Consider the following 16,373-nt stretch of genomic DNA (forward strand, 5'->3'; position numbering starts at 1 on the left):
ATGTTCACGCACCTTCGTCCCGCCACCAGCCTGCTCGCCGTCTTCACGGTGCTGACCGGCCTCGCCTATCCCCTCGCCATGACCGGGCTGGCCGGGGCGGTCCTGCCCGGTCAGGCCCATGGCAGCCTGGTGACGCGCCAGGGCGCCGCCGTCGGCTCGCGGCTGATCGGCCAGCCCTTCGCCGGGGCCGGCTATTTCCACCCCCGCCCCTCGGTCGCCGGCAACGGCTACGACGCCACCGCCTCCTCGGGCAGCAATCTCGGCCCCACCAGCGCGAAGCTGGCGGACCGGCTGAAGGCGGACGCCGCCGCCCTGCGGGCCGCGGGGCTCGACGGGCCCATTCCCGCCGACGCCATCACCACCTCCGGCAGCGGACTCGACCCGCATATCTCGCCCGAGTTCGCGCTGGCGCAGGTGCCACGGGTGGCGGCGGCGCGGGGGCTCGACGCCGCGCTTGTGCGCGGCCTCGTCGGCGCGCACATAGAGGGCCGCACCCTCGGCTTCCTGGGCGACCCGACCGTCAATGTGCTCGACCTCAACATCGCCCTCGACGACGCCAGCGCGCCGGCCGCCGCCCCGCCCGGCACGAGCGGCACGCCGGGCCTCACCCCCTCGTCGTGAGGGGCGCGGCGATGAGCGCTGAGGAGGCGCCGCGCGCCTCGCCCGACGCCCTCCTCGCCGCGGCGGAACGGGAGACGCGCGGCAAGCTGCGCATGTTCCTCGGCGCCGCGCCGGGGGTCGGCAAGACCTACGCCATGCTGCAGGCCGCCCGCGCCGCCAGGGCCGGCGGCCGCGAGGTGGTGGTGGGGCTGGTCGAAACCCATGGCCGCGCCGAGACCGAGGCGCTGGTGCACGGCTTCGAGCTGCTGCCGCGCCGCGGCATCGCCTATCGCGGCCGGCTGGTGCCGGAATTCGACCTCGAGGGCGCCCTGCGCCGGCGTCCCTCGCTGCTGATCCTCGACGAATACGCCCATTCCAATGTCGAGGGCAGCCGCCACCCCAAACGCTGGCAGGACGTGCAGGACCTGCTCGCCGCCGGCATCGACGTGTGGACGACCCTCAACATCCAGCATGTCGAGAGCCTGAACGACGTGGTCCAGCGCATCACCGGGGTGCGGGTGCGCGAGACCGTGCCGGACACCGCGCTGCAGAAGGCCGACGAGATCATTCTCGTCGACCTGCCGGCCGACGAGCTGCTGAAGCGGCTCGCCGACGGCAAGGTCTATGTCGAGGACACCGCCAGCCGCGCGGTGCAGGGCTTCTTCAAGCCCGGCAACCTCACCGCCCTGCGCGAGCTGGCGCTGCGGCGGGTGGCGGCGCGGGTGGACAGCGACCTGCTGGAGCGGATGCAGGGCGCCGCCATCGCCGGGCCGTGGGCGGCGGGCGAGCGGCTGCTGGTCTGCGTCGGCGCGGACATCGCCGCCGAGCGGGTGGTGCGCGAGGGCAAGCGCCTCGCCGACCGGCTGGACGCCACCTGGATCGCGGTGACGGTGGAGCGCCCCGGCGCCGCCACCGGCGCCGCCGAGCGGGCGCGGCTGGAAGCCGGCATGCGGCTCGCCGCCAGCCTCGGCGCCGACACCCGCTCGCTGGTCGCCGCCGACATCGCCGCTGAGCTGCTGCGGCTCGCCCGCTTCGAGAACATCACCCAGATCGTCATCGGCAAGGCCCGCCCGCGCGGCCTGCTGCGCCGCCTCGCCGGCGGGTGGCGCGCCGGGCTCGCCGACGCGCTGGTGCGCGAGGCGGACGGGGTGGCGATCCACGTCGTCACCGCGGAAGCGCCGCAGCCCCCCGGCTGGGAGATGCCGGAGCTGCCGCCGTTCGGGCCGGCGGCGGGCTATGTGGGGGCGGTGCTGTGCGTCGCCCTCGCCACCCTCGCCGGGCTCGGCCTCGGCCTCGTGGTGCCGCTGCCCAACGTCTCGATGCTCTATCTGCTGGCGGTGGTGGTGCCGGCGATCCGCCACGGGGTGTGGCCGGCCATCCTCGGCTCCGGCCTGTCCTTCCTCGCCTACAACTTCTTCTTCATCGACCCGGTCGACACCTTCACCGTGGCCCGCCCGCATGAATTGCTGGCGCTGCTGATCTTCCTCATCATCGCGGTGCTGATCTCCACCATCGCCGGCCGGGCGCGCGAGCAGGCCCGGGCGGCGACGCGGCGCACCCGCGCGGCGCGGCGGCTCTACGAGTTCACCCGCAAGCTCTCCGCCCTGCCGGACGCCACCTCGGTGGCGGATGCCGCGGCCATCGAGATCCACACCGCCACCGGCCGGGCCGCGGTCATCCTGCAGGCGGTCGGTGGCGAGCTGGCCATCGCCGCCGCCTGGCCGCCGGAAGACCGGCTCGACACCGCCTCGACCACCGCGGCGCGCTGGGCCTTCGACCATGGCGAGGCCGCGGGGGCGGGCACCGGCACGCTGCCGAGCGCGCCCTGGCTGTTCCTGCCGATGACCGGAACGGCCCCCTCCGGGCGCATCGGCGTGGTCGGCATCGAGCGCGGCGCCGTCACCGGGCCGCTCGACGCCGAGACGACCACGCTGCTGGCGACGCTTGCCGAGCAGGCCGCCGCGGCGCTGGTGCGCACCCGGCTCTCCACCGAGGTCGCCACCGCCCGCACCGCGGCGGAGACGGAGCGGGTGCGCAACATCCTGCTGGCCTCGATCAGCCATGATTTCCGCACCCCGCTCGCCTCCATCCTCGGCGCCGCGACCAGCCTGCTGGACTACGGCGCCGGCATTCCCGAGGCCTCGCGGCACGACCTGCTGCTGCAGATGCGCGAGGAGGCCGAGCGGCTCGACCTGATGGTGCGCAACCTGCTCTCGATGACCCGGCTGGAAGCCGGCGCGCTCGACCTGCGGGAAGACTGGATCGACATGCGCGAGGTGCTGGACCGCGCCGTCGCCCTCGCCCGCGCGCGGGGCGCCACCCAGCGCTTCGAGGTGCAGGCGCCGGCCGGGCTGCCGCTGCTCTTCGCCGACCAGACCCTCATCGAGCAGGCGGTGGGCAATGTGGTGGGCAATGCGGTGCGCCATGCCGGGCCGGGGGCGCGGGTGGTGCTCGCCGCCGCAGCCTCGGCGCGGGAGATGGTGCTGGCCGTCACCGATGACGGGCCGGGCATTCCGGCGGCCGCCCTGCCCCATGTGTTCGAGAAGTTCATGCGCGCCAGCCGCGGCAGCGGCGATGGCGGCGACGGCTCCGGGCTGGGGCTCGCCATCACCCGCGGCATTGTCGAGGCCCATGGCGGCACGGTCGCGGCGGAGAGCCCGCCGCCCGGCCACGCCAGCGGCGCGCGCATCACGCTGCGGCTGCCCTTGAAACGCCCCCCCGCCCCGGCGCAGGCCCCGGCGCCGCCCGGGCGGGCTCCGGTGCCGGAGGCACGGCCCGCGCCGCCGCCGGAGGACGACCGATGACGCACCCGCTCCGCGTGCTGGTGGTGGACGACGAGCCGGCCATTCACCGCTTCATGGGCCCGGCGCTGGCCGCGAACGGCTATGAGGCGCTGCGCGCCGACACCGGGGCGGAGGCGCTGGCGCTGGCCGCCAACCGCCGCCCCGATATCGTGGTGCTCGATCTCGGCCTGCCGGACATGGACGGCAAGGAGGTGATCCGCCGGCTGCGGGCGTGGTCCGAGGTGCCGGTGCTGGTGCTCTCCGCCCGCGACCGCGAGGCGGAGAAGATCGAATCGCTCGACCTCGGCGCCGACGACTTCATCAACAAGCCGTTCGGCATGGGCGAGCTGATGGCGCGGCTGCGCGCCGCGCCGCGCCACCGCCTGCAGAGCCGCGGCGAGACCCCGGTGCTGCGGCTCGGCGACATCGAGATCGACGTGCCGCGCCACCGCGTCAGCCGGGCCGGCGAGGAGGTGAAGCTCACCCCCAAGGAGTTCGACCTGCTCGCCTTCCTCGCCCGCCATGCCGGCAAGGTGGTGACCCACCGCCAGATCCTGCGCGAGGTGTGGGGGCCGGCCCACGAGCACGACACCCAGTATCTGCGGGTCTATGTCGGCCAGCTCCGCGCCAAGCTGGAGCCCGACCCCGCCAGCCCCACCATCGTCATCACCGAGCCCGGTGTCGGCTACCGCACCGGCGAATGAGGCCGCCCGGCGGCCGCCCCGGCCGGCCTTCCACCGGCGCGACGGCCGGCGGCGCCCCCATCCCCGGACACTGCCGCCGGTATAGGGTAGCGGTTCGCGATTCGGTGGAGTGCGGATGATGGCGAGCAGTCGAAACGGGACGGTGACACCGGCGGCGGCCGGGCGGGCGGACAGGGTGACGCGCGGGCGGACGGGGCGATGGGGCACGCGGCTGGCGCTGATGCTGGCCGTGCTCGCCGGCGCGACGGCGCCGGCCGCCGCGCAGCCGTCGCCCGCGCCGCCGGAAGCCTCGCCACCCGCCTCGCCATCGGCGCTGCCGCCGCTGCCGGCAGCGCCGGCGGGCTGGACGCTGAAGGGCGTCGTGGTGCTGAGCCGGCACGGCATGCGCGCGCCCACCCATTCGGTGCACTGCGACGGCGCGGCGGCGGACAACTGCCTCAACGCGGTGGCCGAGCAGCCCTGGCCGACGCTCGGCGTCGCCGCCGGCCACCTCACCATCTCCGGCTCGGAGCGCAGCCGCCGGCTCGCCCAGTTCTACCGCGCGCATTATGCCGGGCAGGGCCTGTTTCCGGCGGAGGGCTGCCCCGATCCCGACCGCGTCGCCTATGTCACCGACGGGGTGGAGCGCACCATCGTCACCGCCGGCGCGATGATGGACGGCATGTTCCCCGGCTGCTTCCTGCACCCGCTGAAGGTGAAGCCGGGCCTCTATCACGGCCCGAAATGCGGCTATGAGCCCGCCGCGGCGATGGCGGCCTCGCAGGCGCTGGCCGGGGGCTCCTTCGCCGCGCTGGAAGACGGCGCGCTGGCCGGCGCCATCGCCCAGCTCGACAAGGTGCTCGGCCCGTTCCGGCCGGAAGGCTGCGCCGCCAACGGCGCGAGCGCGCCCTGCTCGCTCGCCACCTTGCCGCGCCGCGCCGAGACGCCGGGGGCGATCCGCCTCGCCTCCCCGCTCACCGAGCAGTTCCTGATGCAGTACGGCATGGGCCTGCCGGAGAACGAGGTGGCGTGGGGCCGGCTGCCGGGCGCCACCGGCCTGCCGCTCGGCGAGGCGGTGGGGGCGGTCAATCTGCTGCACGCCACCAGCGAGCGGCTGATGAACATGCCGCACTACCAGGCGGAGAAGCTCGGCTCGCCGGTGGCCGCGCCGGTGCTGAAGGCGCTGGAACAGCTCGCGGACGGCCGGGGGCCGGCCTTCACCTTCTTCTCCAGCCACGACACGCTGATTCTCAACGCGGCGGGGCTGCTGGGGCTGAGCTGGCAGTTGCCGGGCTTCCACCCCTATCAGGTGCCGCCGGGCGGCGGCATCGCCTTCGAGCTGTGGCAGCCGCCCACCGGCGAGCCGATGCTGCGCCCGGTCTATTACGCCCAGACCCTCGACCAGCTCCGCTCCGATGCCGAATTGAGCGACGCCGCGCCGCCGAGCTCGACCCTGGTCGCCATCGAAAGCTGCACCGGCGGCAGCAACGGCTTCTGCCCGTGGTCCTCGTTCCGGGCGATGGCCGGGCGGGCGATCGACCCGCACTGCGTCGGCCCCCGTCCGCCCAAGGCCAGGCGTGCGGCGAAGAAGGGCGGGAAACCGGAGGCCGGCGGCACGCCGGAAGAGGACGGGGCGCCGACGGCGAAGCCGGACTGAGCCGGTCCCGCCGGGATCAGCCGGCCCCCGCGCGGGGCCGGCGTGAGGGCTCAGCGGGCGCGCTGGCCGAACAGCACGCTCTGCGCTTCCTTGTCGGTGGCGAGGTCGATCTTGCCGCGGTCCTCGGCATTCACCGCGAAGCCGCGCTTCACCGCGGGGCGGGCCAGCACCGCCTCCAGCCAGCGGGCGAAATGGGGGAATTCGGCGATGTCCTGGCCCTGGCGCTGCCACAGCTTGGCCCAGCCGACGCAGGCGATGTCGGCGATGGAATAGGCGCCGGCGAGGAATTCGCGGTCCTTCAGCCGGCCGTTCATCACGCCGTAGAGCCGGTGCACCTCGTTGGTGTAGCGGTCGATGGCGTAGGGAAGCTTCTCCGGGGCATAGATGCGGAAATGGTGGGCCTGCCCCGCCATCGGCCCGAGCCCGGCCATCTGCCAGAACAGCCACTGGTCGACCTCGACCCGGCCGCGCTCGTCCGCGGGGTAGAACAGCCCGGTCTTGCGGCCGAGATACTGCAGGATCGCGCCCGATTCGAAGATCGAGATCGGCGCCCCGTCCGGCCCCTCCGGGTCGACGATGGCGGGCATCTTGTTGTTGGGCGAGATGGCGAGGAAGTCCGGCCTGAACTGCTCGCCGCGGGCGATGTTCACGGGGTGAACCACGTAGGGGAGCCCGCACTCCTCCAGCATGATGCTGATCTTCCAGCCATTCGGCGTCGGCCAGTAATAGAGCTCGATCGGCTGGGTCTGCAGCGGAGCCATGGGTTGACGCCTTCCATTCGCCCGGGCGGCTGGGCTGCCCTCGTCAACCACAACAGGTAGGGCCAGCCGCAACGGCTGGCAAGCCTCCCCCGCCATCCGCCGCCCCCGCGCCCATGCCGCGCGGCGGGGCGGCGGGGCGGCGGGCCGGCCCGGCGTCAGCGGCGATGCAGCGCCTCGGCCTCCGGCGTCATCACCTCGGCGAAGTCCTCCATCTCGTAGAGCGGGCGAATCTCGATCTCGCTGGGGCCGGGCATGGGGTTGGGGCAGCGCTTCACCCAGTCCACCGCCTCCGCCATGTCGCGCACCTGCCAGATCCAGTAACCCGCCACGACCTCCTTGGTCTCGGCGAAGGGGCCGTCGGTCACCACCCGGCGGTCGCCGTCGAAGGCGACGCGCCTGCCCAGCGCCGAGGGCTTCAGCCCGTCGCCCGCCAGCATGATGCCGGCCTCCATCAGCGCCGCGTTGAAGCGGCCCATCGCCTCCAGCAGCGCGCTGGAGGGCAGCACCCCCGCCTCGCTGTCGGCGGTCGCCTTCACCAGAACCATCACCCGCATCGTGCTCTCCCACATCCGCGAGGCCCCACGGCCTCTCCACGCCAAGGACGCGGGCCGCGCGGCCGATCCGACATCGGCAGCGCCATTATATTTCCCATGGGGAAGCCGGCGTCAGTCCAGCTCGACCTTGAAGCCGAGATGGCGCGGCTCGAAGCCGGCGGCCTCATAGAAGCGATGGGCCGGCAGGCGCTTGAGATGGGTGGTGAGCTGCAGCGAGCCCGCCCCCAGCCGGCGCGCCTCGGCGCGGGCGAAGGCCATCATCGCCTTGCCCACCCCCTGGCCCCGCATATCGGGCGCGACATGCACCGCCTCGGCGATGGCGAGGCAGCGGCCATGGCGCAGCAGGGCGTGCACCACGATCAGCTCGAAGGTGCCGACCACCCGGCCGCCCCGCTTGGCGACATAGAGCGTGGTGGCGTTGTTGGCGGCGATGGCGTCGAACGCCGCCTCATACTCCGCCGCGAAGGCAGGGTCGGCGCTGTCGCGCTCGCCGAACGCACGGTCGGTGGCGAGGATGGCGACGATGGCCGGCAGGTCGGCCCGGCTCGCCGGCGCGAAGGTGAGATCGGCGTCGGGAAGGGTCACGCGGGTGCACCGGGGGCGAGTTGAGGGGAAGTGCGCGGCGGGCGCCGCGCCGTCCCGGGGGAGTGAGCGTCAGCCCGCGATGTCGAGCCGCGCCTTGAGCAGGTCGTTGACGAGCTGCGGAGCGGCCTTGCCGCCGGTCTGCTTCATCACCTGCCCGACGAACCAGCCGAGCATGGTGGGCTTGGCCTTCACCTGCGCCACCTTGTCGGGGTTGGCGGCGATGATCGCGTCCACCGCCGCCTCGATGGCGCCGGTGTCGGTGACCTGCTTCATGCCGCGGGCCTCGACGATGGCGCGGGGGTCGCCCTCCTTCTCCTCGGCGATGATGATCGCCAGCACGTCCTTGGCGATCTTGCCGGAGATGGTGCCGTCGGCGATGAGATCGACCAGCCCGGCGATCTGCGCCGGGGTGATATGGGTCTCGTAGACCGAGAGGCCCGAGGCGTTGGCGAAGGCGGAGACGTCGCCCATCACCCAGTTCGCCACCGCCTTGGCGTCGCGCCTGACCCCGCCATGGGCGACGGCGGCCTCGTAGTAATCCGCCGTCTCCTTCTCCGCCACCAGCACGTCGGCGTCATAGGCGGAGAGGCCGTAATCGGCGATGAAGCGGGCCTTCTTCTCGTCCGGCAGCTCCGGCAGATGCGCCTTCAGCGCCTCGACGAAGGCGTCGTCGAATTCCAGCGGCAGCAGGTCGGGGTCGGGGAAATAGCGGTAGTCGTGCGCCTCCTCCTTGGAGCGCATGGAGCGGGTCTCGCCCCGGCCGGGGTCGAACAGCCGGGTCTCCTGCTCGATGACGCCGCCATCCTCCAGAATGCCGATCTGCCGGCGCGCCTCGACCTCGACCGCCTGGCCGATGAAGCGGATGGAGTTGACGTTCTTGATCTCGCAGCGCGTGCCGAAGGGCTCGCCGGGCCGCCGCACCGAGACGTTGACGTCGGCGCGCAGGTTGCCCTTCTCCATGTCGCCGTCGCAGGTGCCGAGATAGCGCAGGATGGTGCGCAGCTTGGTCACATAGGCCTTGGCCTCTTCCGAGGAGCGCAGGTCCGGCTTGGAGACGATCTCCATCAGCGCCACGCCCGAGCGGTTGAGGTCGACCAGCGACTGGGTCGGGCTGAGATCGTGGATCGACTTGCCGGCGTCCTGCTCGAGGTGCAGCCGCTCGATGCCGACCTCGATGCCGCCCTCCGGCAGGTCCACCTTCACCGCCCCCTCGCCGACGATGGGGCTCTTGTACTGGCTGATCTGGTAGCCCTGCGGCAGGTCGGGGTAGAAGTAGTTCTTGCGGTCGAACACCGAGCGCAGGTGGATTTCCGCCTTGAGCCCCAGCCCGGTGCGCACCGCCTGCTTCACGCATTCCTCGTTGATGACGGGCAGCATGCCGGGCATGGCGGCATCGACGAGGGAGACGTGGCTGTTCGGCGCGCCGCCGAAGGCGGTGGAGGCGCCGGAGAACAGCTTGGCGTTGGAGGTGACCTGGGCATGGATTTCCATGCCGATCACCACCTCCCAGTCGCCGGTCGCGCCCTTGATGAGCTTCTTCGGGTCGGCGGGACGGGCATACATGTTCATGGCGGCGGGCCTGCTGTGATCGAAGGGTCGCGCCCTTCCCTACTCCCGGGCACGGGCCGATGGCAACCGCCGGCCGGGGCGGGCGGGCCGGGGGACGGGCGGGCCGGGGGACGGCCGGCGCCTCAGTGGATCGACACCAGCGCGTAGGGACATTGCAGCGTCGCGGTGCCGGGGCTGTCGCGGTAGCACAGCAGGCTGCGGCTGACATCGACGATCAGCTCGGTGCTGTCGGTGCTGCCGTCGGCCGGAGGCCGGCGCACGAACAGCATGCGGTCCGGCTCGATCGCCTTCACGATGTGGTAGTACTCGGCATTGCCGTCCGGACGCTCCTGCAGCTCGCGCCACAGCTTGTCGCCGACATTGGTCACGGTGGCGTCGAGCAGGCGGTAGGTGTGGGTCTGCTCGTTGTAATAGGGCGTCTTGAACGCGATGGCGGTGGCGCTGCCGAGCGCGAGCGGGCGGCGCGCCCCGGTGTACAGCGCCACCACCGAGAGGCCGAGCGAGCCCAGCACCAGCATCACGAAGATGGCGAAGCCGATCCAGGGGTGGGAGGTGCGGGTGCGGGCGAGATAGACCACGCCGGCGCAGCCGATGACGAGGCAGCAAAGCGCCACGATGCCGAGCCCGGTCTCGCTCGCGGCGCGGATGATGTCCGGCCCGTTCTGGAACAGTGCCCCCAGCCACTCCATGGCAACGCGCCCCCGCGCGGGCGCATCCCGCCCCCCGGGATGCCACCGGCACGGCCCCAAGAGTGCGCCTCAACGCGGCCGCCTGCAACGATCTTCCGCAGCGGCGGGGCGGCGGCGGGGCGCGGCGACCCGGCGCGGGAGGCGCGACACCATGGCGCGTGGGCAACGGGGGCCGCAGCGCGGCGCGGGAGTCCGGTGTCAACCGCCTCGTGGCGCCCCCCGCTCAGCCGAGCCGCTCTTCCTCATAGGCGACGACGAAGGCGATCAGCTCGCGCCACAGCCGCTCCGCCAGCTCCGGCGGCACGCCGCGAGCCTGCGCCTCGGCGCGGACCTTCTCCACCACGTCCTCGACCCGCTCCGGCAGCAGGGCGGCGAGGCCCTCCGCCCGCTTCACCGCCACCACCCGCTGCACCACGTCGAGCCGGCGCGCCAGCAGCGCGACGATCTCGGCGTCGATGGCGTCGATCTCGGCGCGGAACGGCGCCAGCGGCCGCTCCTCCTCGGGCAGCGGCCGGGCCATCAGGCCCACCAGCGCGCGGGAACCGGGAAGCGGCCGGCGGCCTCCTCGATGACCTGCGCGAGGGCGAACAGCGCCTCCTCGTCGAAGGGCCGGCCGATGAGCTGGAGGCCGAGCGGCAGCCCCTCGGCGGAAAGCCCGGCCGGCACCGCGATGCCCGGCAGGCCCGCCATGTTCAGCGTCACGGTGAACACGTCCTGCAGATACATCTCCACCGGGTCGGCGCCGGATTTCTCGCCGATGCCGAAGGCCGGCGAGGGCGTCGCCGGGGCCAGCACCGCGTCGATGCCCTCGGCGAAGGCGGCCTCGAAGTCGCGCTTGATCAGGCTGCGCACCTTCTGGGCGCGGACGTAATAGGCGTCGTAATAGCCGGCCGAGAGCACATAGGTGCCGATCATGATGCGGCGGCGCACTTCCGCGCCGAAGCCGCTGGCGCGGGTCTTCTCGTACATGTCGACGATGTCGCGCCCGGCGACGCGCTCGCCATAGCGCACGCCGTCATAGCGGGCGAGGTTGGAGGAGGCCTCGGCCAGCGCCACGATGTAATAGGCCGGCAGGGCGTATTTCGTGTGCGGCAGGCTGATCTCGACGATCTCGGCGCCGGCCTCGCGCAGCATCTGCGCGCCCTTGTCCCACAGCGCGGCGATCTCGGCGGACATGCCCTCCACCCGGTATTCGCGGGGAATGCCGATGCGCCGGCCCTTCACCGAGGCGCCGACGGCGGCCTCGAAATCCGGCACCGGCCGGTCGGCGCAGGTGGAATCCTTGGCGTCGTAGCCGGCCATGGAGCGCAGCAGCACCGCGGCGTCGTTCACCGAGCGGGCCAGCGGCCCCGCCTGGTCCAGCGAGGAGGCGTAAGCGATGATGCCCCAGCGCGAGCAGCGGCCATAGGTCGGCTTGATGCCGACCGTGCCGGTGAAGGCCGCCGGCTGGCGGATCGAGCCGCCGGTGTCGGTGCCGGCCGCGCCGGCGCACAGATGCGCCGCCACCGCCGCCGCCGAGCCGCCGGAGGAGCCGCCGGGCACCAGCTTCTGGGTCGAGCCGGTCTTGCGCCAGGGGTTCACCACCGGGCCGAAGGCGCTCGATTCGTTGGACGAGCCCATCGCGAACTCGTCCTGGTTCAGCTTGCCCAGCAGCACCGCGCCATCGGCCCACAGCCGCGCGGTGACGGTGGATTCATAGGGCGGCACGAAATGGGCGAGGATGCCGGAGGCGGCGGTGGTGCGCACGCCCTCGGTGGCGAACATGTCCTTCACGCCGAGCGGGATGCCCTCCAGCGGGCCGGCCTCGCCGGCGGCTAGGCGGGCGTCGCTCAGCTTCGCCATCTCCAGCGCCTTCTCGGGGGTGGCGAGGACATAGGCGTTGAGGGCGCCGGCCGCCTCGATGGCGTCGAGATAGGCCTGGGTCAGCTCAACCGCGGTGAAATGGCCGAGGGCGAGGCCCTCGCGGGCGGCGGTGAGGGTGAGGGAGGTGAGGTCGGTCATCGCGGTCACTCCACGACCTTGGGAACGGCGTAGAAGCCGTCTTCGGCCGCCGGGGCGTTGGCGAGCACCTTGTCGGCGCAGTCGCCGTCGGTGACCACGTCGGCGCGCAGCGGCAGCTTCATGGGGGTGACGCTGGTCATCGGCTCGACGCCGGTGACGTCCACTTCCGCCAGCTCGTCCACAAAGGCGAGGATGGCGTTCAGTTCGCCCTGCAGATGGGCCACTTCCTCGTCCGTGACCGCGATGCGCGCCAGATGCGCCACCCGCCGAACCGTCGCCTGATCGACCGACATCCCGTAATCCCGCCAAGCTGGACTTCAACCGGGCGCCGTATAGCAGGGCGTCGGCGCGCCCCGCAACGCAGGGCGTGCCGATCCGTGTTCATCCGGCCGGGCCGGCGGGGGAAACACCGCTCAGTTGGCGGCGGTCTCGAGGCACTTTCCGGCGGCCTGGGCATTGCTGCGGGCGTTGCCACGGTCGATCTTGCCGGACATGGCGAGCGACTTGGTGGTGTCCGTCACCAGCGAGCGCAGGTCGCCCGAGCCGAGCTGGCCGACCACGGAGGAATAGATCGCCTTGGCGTCCGGGCTGAGGCCGGCGGCGCAGGCATCGCCCGCGGCGCGGTTGGCCTGGGCGGCGCCCGCCGCCAGCAGGGCGGCGAGGCAGGTGGCGGCAACGGCGCCGCGGCGCAGGACGAGGGAAAGGCTCATGGGGTAACTCCCTGGAAACAGGTATTTTTGGAACGCGTCGTGTAGGGTGTCGAAGGCGGGATCGTCAGCGCAGGCCGGCCCGGTTCACCGGACCGCCGCCATTGACGCCGGCGCCGGGCCGGGCGACCGCACGGGCGGCCGGATCGGCGCCCGCCGTGCAGCCGACGGGATAGCCCGGACGGGTGCAGTAGACCGTCGCCCGCGCGGCCGGGGTGGGCCGCACGACGCAGCCGGCCGGCACGCCCGGAGCCGTGCAGTAGACCACCGCCGCTTCGGCGTTGTCGGCGCCGGCGAAGCTGGCGAGGGCGAGCGCCGCGGCGACGAGGGCGAAGCCGGTCGGCAGCAGGCGGCCGGGACGACGTGCTCGGCGGGAGAGGCCGGCGAGCGGGTGGGAGAAACTGGACATGGCGTGTCCTCCGTTGAAAATTCCGTTAGGGGACGGTGCCGCATTAGTCTTCTTCGCGCCATAACCGCAATGTCGATTCTTGATCGTAATGACCGGAACGGGTGACCCGAGGCAGCGGGGCTGGGTGGCGATGGCGGCGATCGAAATGACGGTTCGGCTGGAAACCGACGGCGAAAGCGGCCGGTTGAGCCCTGCCGAACGCGCCGAACGCGCCCGTTTGCGCACGCTTCCGGCCTTTCCCGAGGCGGCGCTGCGGGCCGCCCGCGGCATGGCGAACAGCTACCGCGGCAATCTTCTGCTCGCCCGCCTGCTCAACGACCGCGGCCGGGTCGCGCTCGGGCTGATGATGCTCAGCATGCATTTCGAATCAGGACCGGAGGCGCGCGGCCTCACCACCGGCCGGCTGAAGGCGGAGGCCGCCGCGCTCGGCGTGTGCAGCCCCGGCCGGGTGGCGGCGGTGGTGGCCACCTTCCGCCTGCTCGGCTTGCTGGCGCCGGCGCCCGACGCCGACCGGCGCCGGCGCCGGCTGGTGGCGACGGAACGCTTCATCGCGCTCCACCGCCAGCGCTGGCGCTCGCTGTTCGAGCCGCTGGTGGAGCTGTGGCCGGAGGCGGCGCGGGCGCTGACCCTTCTGGAGGACGACCGCTTCGTCGGCGCCTTCGTCGACACGCTGCTGGAGCCGTTCCGCAATGGCTGGCGGCTGGTGGACGAGGTGCCGGCGCTGCGCGGCTTCGCCGATCGTGACGGCGGCCTCGTCATCGCGCTGGAGCTGTACGACGCCGCGCGCAGTGGCACGCCCCGCTCCATCTCGCAGATCGCGCGGACCTACCGGGTGTCGCGCTCCCATGTGCTCGGCATCCTGCGCGGCGCCGCCGAGGTGGGGCTGGTGCGCCGCATCGAGAGCACGGCCGGCACGGTGGAGGCGCTGCCGACGCTCGCCGACGCGCTGGACCATCTGGCCGCCACCGCCTTCGTGCGCCACACCACCGGCATCCGCCGCGGCTATGCCGCCGTCGACGGCACCCCGCCGCCGTAGCGCCCGGGCGCCGGCGGGCGACGGACGTGTCGGGCCGGGGCCGGAGCGGCGGGGAACGCGCGACAGGCGGCACCGGAACGGCGGGGCCCGGGAGGCGGGGTCCGAAGAGGCGGCGGCGGAGCGGCAGCGGCGGAGGGACGGGGAAGATCGCGCCGGCGCGGCGCGGCCGCCGATCAACAGCCGCGCGGCCCACCCAGCCGGGCTGCCGGGTTCCTGGGCGGTGGCGAGCCGGTGGGCGGGCAGCCGCGCCGCAGGGCCTCCGAGCGGCCGGCAGCGTCTCCCCGCCGGCACCCGAGGTGCCACCAGCCGAGACGTGCCGCACCCCGCAAGGGCCGGCGGCGCGCGAGAGCCACACAGGGTTCAGGTCTGGCCCGCTGCGCCCCAGCCCGTTCCACCCTCCCCGCTCCGCCCTCGTTCGTTCCGCCCTCGCCGGTTCCGCCTTCTTGCGCCCCGGCGCCGGGGCGACCGCGACGCCGTCGGAACGGCGGGAAGAGCGAACCGCCCCGCCCATCGAAACCCGCCGCCTTTCGGGCGGGCCCGTCGACACCCCCGCCCTGGTGCGAGAGCCCGGCCCGACCCGCGCCCGCTGCGGCCGAGCCGCCGCCGGCCCACCGGACCCCGAGGGCGAACCGTGGGCCCACGGCGGGGGGCCTCCCTCGCCGTGGGCCACGAGCCCCCGGAGCGCCGATGCCGGCCGGGCCGGCGGCGCGTCCCTCTCAAGGCGGGGTCACCGCGTTTGCGGCCCTTCCCCAGGAGCGAAGGCGGCCGGCCGCACCGCTTGGGGGCAGCGACTGGCCGGCCCTCCCCGGCGCCGGCCTCAGGGCTTGGCGAACGCCACCGGCACGCCGCTCTCCAGCACCTTCACCGTCGCCTCCTCGCCCACCGCCTCGACGAAGCGGTCGGCGGTCGGCTCCAGCGGCGGGAAGGAGGCGTAGTGACAGGGAATCACCGTCAGCCCCGGCAGATAGCGCCGCACCGCGACGGCGGCGGTGCGCGGCCCCATGGTGTAGCGGTCGCCGATCGGCACGATCACGACCTCCGGCTGGTGCAGCTCGGCGATCAGCGCCATGTCGGAGAAGATGTCGGTGTCGCCCATGTGCCAGACCGTCGGCTCGCCCGGCGCGTGGAGGATGAGCCCGTTGGGATTGCCGAGATAGACCGGCCGCCCCTCCACCATCTCGCCCGAGGAATGGTCGGCCCGCACCATCGTCACGGTGAAGCCGCCCTGATCGGTGGTGCCCCCGGTGTTCATGGAATCGAGCGCCTTCACCCCCTGGCTCGCCAGCCAGCCGCAGAGATCGGCATTGGCCACCACCTTGGCCCCGGTCGCCTCGGCAATCGCCACCGTGTCGCCGACATGGTCGCCATGGCCATGGGTGAGCAGGATATGGGTGGTGCCGAGCACGGCGACGTCGCGGCTCGAGGTGAAGCCGGGGTTCCCCGACAGGAAGGGATCGATCAGCACGACCTTGTCCGCGAAGTCGAGACGGAAGGCAGCGTGGCCATACCAGGTGATCTTCATGGGCAGCTCCGTTGTTACCGGTCGGGCAAGATAGGGCGGGCGACCCGCGACACAAGGGCGAAGCCTACCGCCGCCACGGCGACGGGACGGCGACGGCGGCAGCCCCCGGCGCGAGAGCGCGAGGAGAAGCGCGGCGGCGCGGCGCACGCCTGGCGTGCGTGGCGGCGCGGTGCGGAGGCCGGCTGCGCAGCGGTCGCGGGCCGCCGCCATCGGTCGGGAATGCACCGGCGCGCGCCGTCCGGTTCGGCATGATCGGACTCATCGTCCACCTCACCGCACTCATCGCACCGTTGTCCGATGGCGTCGGCCGGGGCGGCGTGCTAGCGCAGAAGCCATGAGCGCCCCGATCCTGCCCCTCGCCGACGCCGCCGCCCTCCTGCCCCCGCGCGGGAGCCTGATCGGCATCGATCTCGGCACCAAGACCATCGGAATCGCCAGCTGCGACCCCGACCGGCGGCTGGCGGCGGGGGTCGAAACCATTGCCCGTAAACAGTTTACGCCCGACGCGGCGCGGCTGCTGGAGCTTGCCGCCGCGCGCGGCGCGGTGGGGCTGGTGCTGGGCCTGCCCATCAACATGGACGGCTCCGAAGGCCCCCGCGCCCAGGCCACGCGGGCCTTCGCGCGCAACCTCGCGCGGCTCACCGAGCTGCCCATATGTCTTTGGGATGAAAGGCTTTCCACCGCTGCGGTCGAGCGCGAGCTGGTCGGCGCCGACGTCAGCCGCGCCCGCCGCGCCGCGGTGATCGACCAGCACGCGGCCGCGTTCATCCTGCAGGGTGCGCTCGACCGGCTGCGGATGCTCGGCGCGGCGCGCTGA

Annotated in this window: 17 protein-coding genes; 6 read left to right on the forward strand and 11 right to left on the reverse strand. The window is 73.2% G+C overall.

Going from position 1 to position 16,373, the window contains the following annotated elements:
• From kdpC to KHC27_RS20960, 4 genes are all read left to right on the forward strand, one after another.
• Entirely contained in the window at positions 1-621 is a 621-nt protein-coding gene (kdpC, locus tag KHC27_RS20945) for a potassium-transporting ATPase subunit KdpC (protein ID WP_213341916.1), read from the forward strand.
• Positions 622-632: 11 nt separating this feature from the next.
• A complete protein-coding gene (locus tag KHC27_RS20950; protein ID WP_213341918.1) occupies positions 633-3,404 on the forward strand; it encodes a sensor histidine kinase in 2,772 nt (923 codons plus the stop codon).
• Entirely contained in the window at positions 3,401-4,087 is a 687-nt protein-coding gene (locus tag KHC27_RS20955) for a response regulator (protein ID WP_213341919.1), read from the forward strand. Before KHC27_RS20950 ends, KHC27_RS20955 begins: the two co-directional genes overlap by 4 nt.
• Before the next feature lie 118 nt (positions 4,088-4,205).
• The gene (locus tag KHC27_RS20960) at positions 4,206-5,723 is read left to right on the forward strand and encodes a histidine-type phosphatase (protein WP_213341921.1); all 1,518 of its coding nucleotides are present in this window, start codon (positions 4,206-4,208) and stop codon (positions 5,721-5,723) included.
• A 50-nt stretch (positions 5,724-5,773) separates the two neighbouring features.
• Here the strand turns inward: KHC27_RS20960 and KHC27_RS20965 are convergent, their stop codons facing one another.
• The 10 genes from KHC27_RS20965 to KHC27_RS21010 all read right to left on the reverse strand — a co-directional run bounded on the left by KHC27_RS20965 (position 5,774) and on the right by KHC27_RS21010 (position 12,998).
• Complete coding sequence (locus KHC27_RS20965; protein ID WP_213341923.1) at positions 5,774-6,484, reverse strand: glutathione S-transferase N-terminal domain-containing protein; 711 nt, start codon at positions 6,482-6,484, stop codon at positions 5,774-5,776.
• Positions 6,485-6,639: 155 nt separating this feature from the next.
• The gene (locus tag KHC27_RS20970; RefSeq protein ID WP_213341925.1) at positions 6,640-7,038 is read right to left on the reverse strand and encodes a YciI family protein; all 399 of its coding nucleotides are present in this window, start codon (positions 7,036-7,038) and stop codon (positions 6,640-6,642) included.
• A gap of 111 nt (positions 7,039-7,149) precedes the next feature.
• Entirely contained in the window at positions 7,150-7,623 is a 474-nt protein-coding gene (locus tag KHC27_RS20975; protein ID WP_213341927.1) for a GNAT family N-acetyltransferase, read from the reverse strand.
• A gap of 69 nt (positions 7,624-7,692) precedes the next feature.
• Positions 7,693-9,192 carry an Asp-tRNA(Asn)/Glu-tRNA(Gln) amidotransferase subunit GatB gene (gatB, locus tag KHC27_RS20980; protein WP_213341929.1) on the reverse strand — a complete coding sequence of 500 codons (1,500 nt, stop codon included), beginning with the start codon at positions 9,190-9,192 and terminating at the stop codon, positions 7,693-7,695.
• A gap of 122 nt (positions 9,193-9,314) precedes the next feature.
• Positions 9,315-9,881, reverse strand: a complete 567-nt coding sequence (locus KHC27_RS20985; RefSeq protein WP_213341932.1) for a hypothetical protein — start codon at positions 9,879-9,881, stop codon at positions 9,315-9,317.
• 223 nt (positions 9,882-10,104) lie between these two features.
• On the reverse strand, positions 10,105-10,401 hold the full coding sequence (locus tag KHC27_RS20990; RefSeq protein ID WP_213341934.1) for a chorismate mutase: 297 nt from the start codon (positions 10,399-10,401) through the stop codon (positions 10,105-10,107).
• Positions 10,401-11,882, reverse strand: coding sequence for an Asp-tRNA(Asn)/Glu-tRNA(Gln) amidotransferase subunit GatA (gene gatA, locus KHC27_RS20995; protein ID WP_213341936.1), 1,482 nt, complete (start codon positions 11,880-11,882; stop codon positions 10,401-10,403). The genes KHC27_RS20990 and gatA overlap by 1 nt, the downstream gene beginning before the upstream one ends.
• A 5-nt stretch (positions 11,883-11,887) precedes the next feature.
• Positions 11,888-12,175, reverse strand: coding sequence for an Asp-tRNA(Asn)/Glu-tRNA(Gln) amidotransferase subunit GatC (gatC, locus tag KHC27_RS21000; RefSeq protein WP_213341938.1), 288 nt, complete (start codon positions 12,173-12,175; stop codon positions 11,888-11,890).
• A gap of 120 nt (positions 12,176-12,295) precedes the next feature.
• Positions 12,296-12,592 carry a hypothetical protein gene (locus KHC27_RS21005; protein WP_213341940.1) on the reverse strand — a complete coding sequence of 99 codons (297 nt, stop codon included), beginning with the start codon at positions 12,590-12,592 and terminating at the stop codon, positions 12,296-12,298.
• Between the two features lie 64 nt (positions 12,593-12,656).
• Positions 12,657-12,998, reverse strand: a complete 342-nt coding sequence (locus KHC27_RS21010; protein WP_246520179.1) for a hypothetical protein — start codon at positions 12,996-12,998, stop codon at positions 12,657-12,659.
• A gap of 145 nt (positions 12,999-13,143) precedes the next feature.
• On the opposite strand from KHC27_RS21010, the gene KHC27_RS21015 reads away from it, so the two are divergent.
• Positions 13,144-14,034: a hypothetical protein gene (locus tag KHC27_RS21015; protein WP_213341942.1), complete on the forward strand. Its 891-nt coding sequence runs from the start codon at positions 13,144-13,146 to the stop codon at positions 14,032-14,034.
• A gap of 817 nt (positions 14,035-14,851) precedes the next feature.
• Here KHC27_RS21015 and KHC27_RS21020 read toward each other — a convergent pair.
• Positions 14,852-15,556 (reverse strand): metal-dependent hydrolase, encoded by a 705-nt coding sequence (locus KHC27_RS21020; protein ID WP_213341944.1) that lies wholly within the window; start codon positions 15,554-15,556, stop codon positions 14,852-14,854.
• Between the two features lie 334 nt (positions 15,557-15,890).
• Here KHC27_RS21020 and ruvX point away from each other — a divergent pair, with 334 nt between their 5' ends.
• A complete protein-coding gene (gene ruvX / locus KHC27_RS21025) occupies positions 15,891-16,373 on the forward strand; it encodes a Holliday junction resolvase RuvX (RefSeq protein ID WP_213341946.1) in 483 nt (160 codons plus the stop codon).

It is taken from the genome of Ancylobacter lacus (assembly GCF_018390635.1).
Lineage (GTDB): Bacteria > Pseudomonadota > Alphaproteobacteria > Rhizobiales > Xanthobacteraceae > Ancylobacter > Ancylobacter lacus.

Coding starts and splice junctions, on each gene's coding strand:
- KHC27_RS21020 (WP_213341944.1), bottom strand. CDS start 15,556: ATGAAGATCACCTGGTATGGCCACGCTGCCTTCCGTCTCGACTTCGCG.
- KHC27_RS20955 (WP_213341919.1), top strand. CDS start 3,401: ATGACGCACCCGCTCCGCGTGCTGGTGGTGGACGACGAGCCGGCCATT.
- KHC27_RS20965 (WP_213341923.1), bottom strand. CDS start 6,484: ATGGCTCCGCTGCAGACCCAGCCGATCGAGCTCTATTACTGGCCGACG.
- KHC27_RS21005 (WP_213341940.1), bottom strand. CDS start 12,592: ATGAGCCTTTCCCTCGTCCTGCGCCGCGGCGCCGTTGCCGCCACCTGC.
- gatA (WP_213341936.1), bottom strand. CDS start 11,882: ATGACCGACCTCACCTCCCTCACCCTCACCGCCGCCCGCGAGGGCCTC.
- KHC27_RS20960 (WP_213341921.1), top strand. CDS start 4,206: ATGGCGAGCAGTCGAAACGGGACGGTGACACCGGCGGCGGCCGGGCGG.
- KHC27_RS20970 (WP_213341925.1), bottom strand. CDS start 7,038: ATGCGGGTGATGGTTCTGGTGAAGGCGACCGCCGACAGCGAGGCGGGG.
- KHC27_RS20985 (WP_213341932.1), bottom strand. CDS start 9,881: ATGGAGTGGCTGGGGGCACTGTTCCAGAACGGGCCGGACATCATCCGC.
- KHC27_RS20950 (WP_213341918.1), top strand. CDS start 633: ATGAGCGCTGAGGAGGCGCCGCGCGCCTCGCCCGACGCCCTCCTCGCC.
- KHC27_RS20990 (WP_213341934.1), bottom strand. CDS start 10,401: ATGGCCCGGCCGCTGCCCGAGGAGGAGCGGCCGCTGGCGCCGTTCCGC.
- ruvX (WP_213341946.1), top strand. CDS start 15,891: ATGAGCGCCCCGATCCTGCCCCTCGCCGACGCCGCCGCCCTCCTGCCC.
- gatC (WP_213341938.1), bottom strand. CDS start 12,175: ATGTCGGTCGATCAGGCGACGGTTCGGCGGGTGGCGCATCTGGCGCGC.
- gatB (WP_213341929.1), bottom strand. CDS start 9,192: ATGAACATGTATGCCCGTCCCGCCGACCCGAAGAAGCTCATCAAGGGC.
- KHC27_RS21015 (WP_213341942.1), top strand. CDS start 13,144: ATGACGGTTCGGCTGGAAACCGACGGCGAAAGCGGCCGGTTGAGCCCT.
- kdpC (WP_213341916.1), top strand. CDS start 1: ATGTTCACGCACCTTCGTCCCGCCACCAGCCTGCTCGCCGTCTTCACG.
- KHC27_RS21010 (WP_246520179.1), bottom strand. CDS start 12,998: ATGTCCAGTTTCTCCCACCCGCTCGCCGGCCTCTCCCGCCGAGCACGT.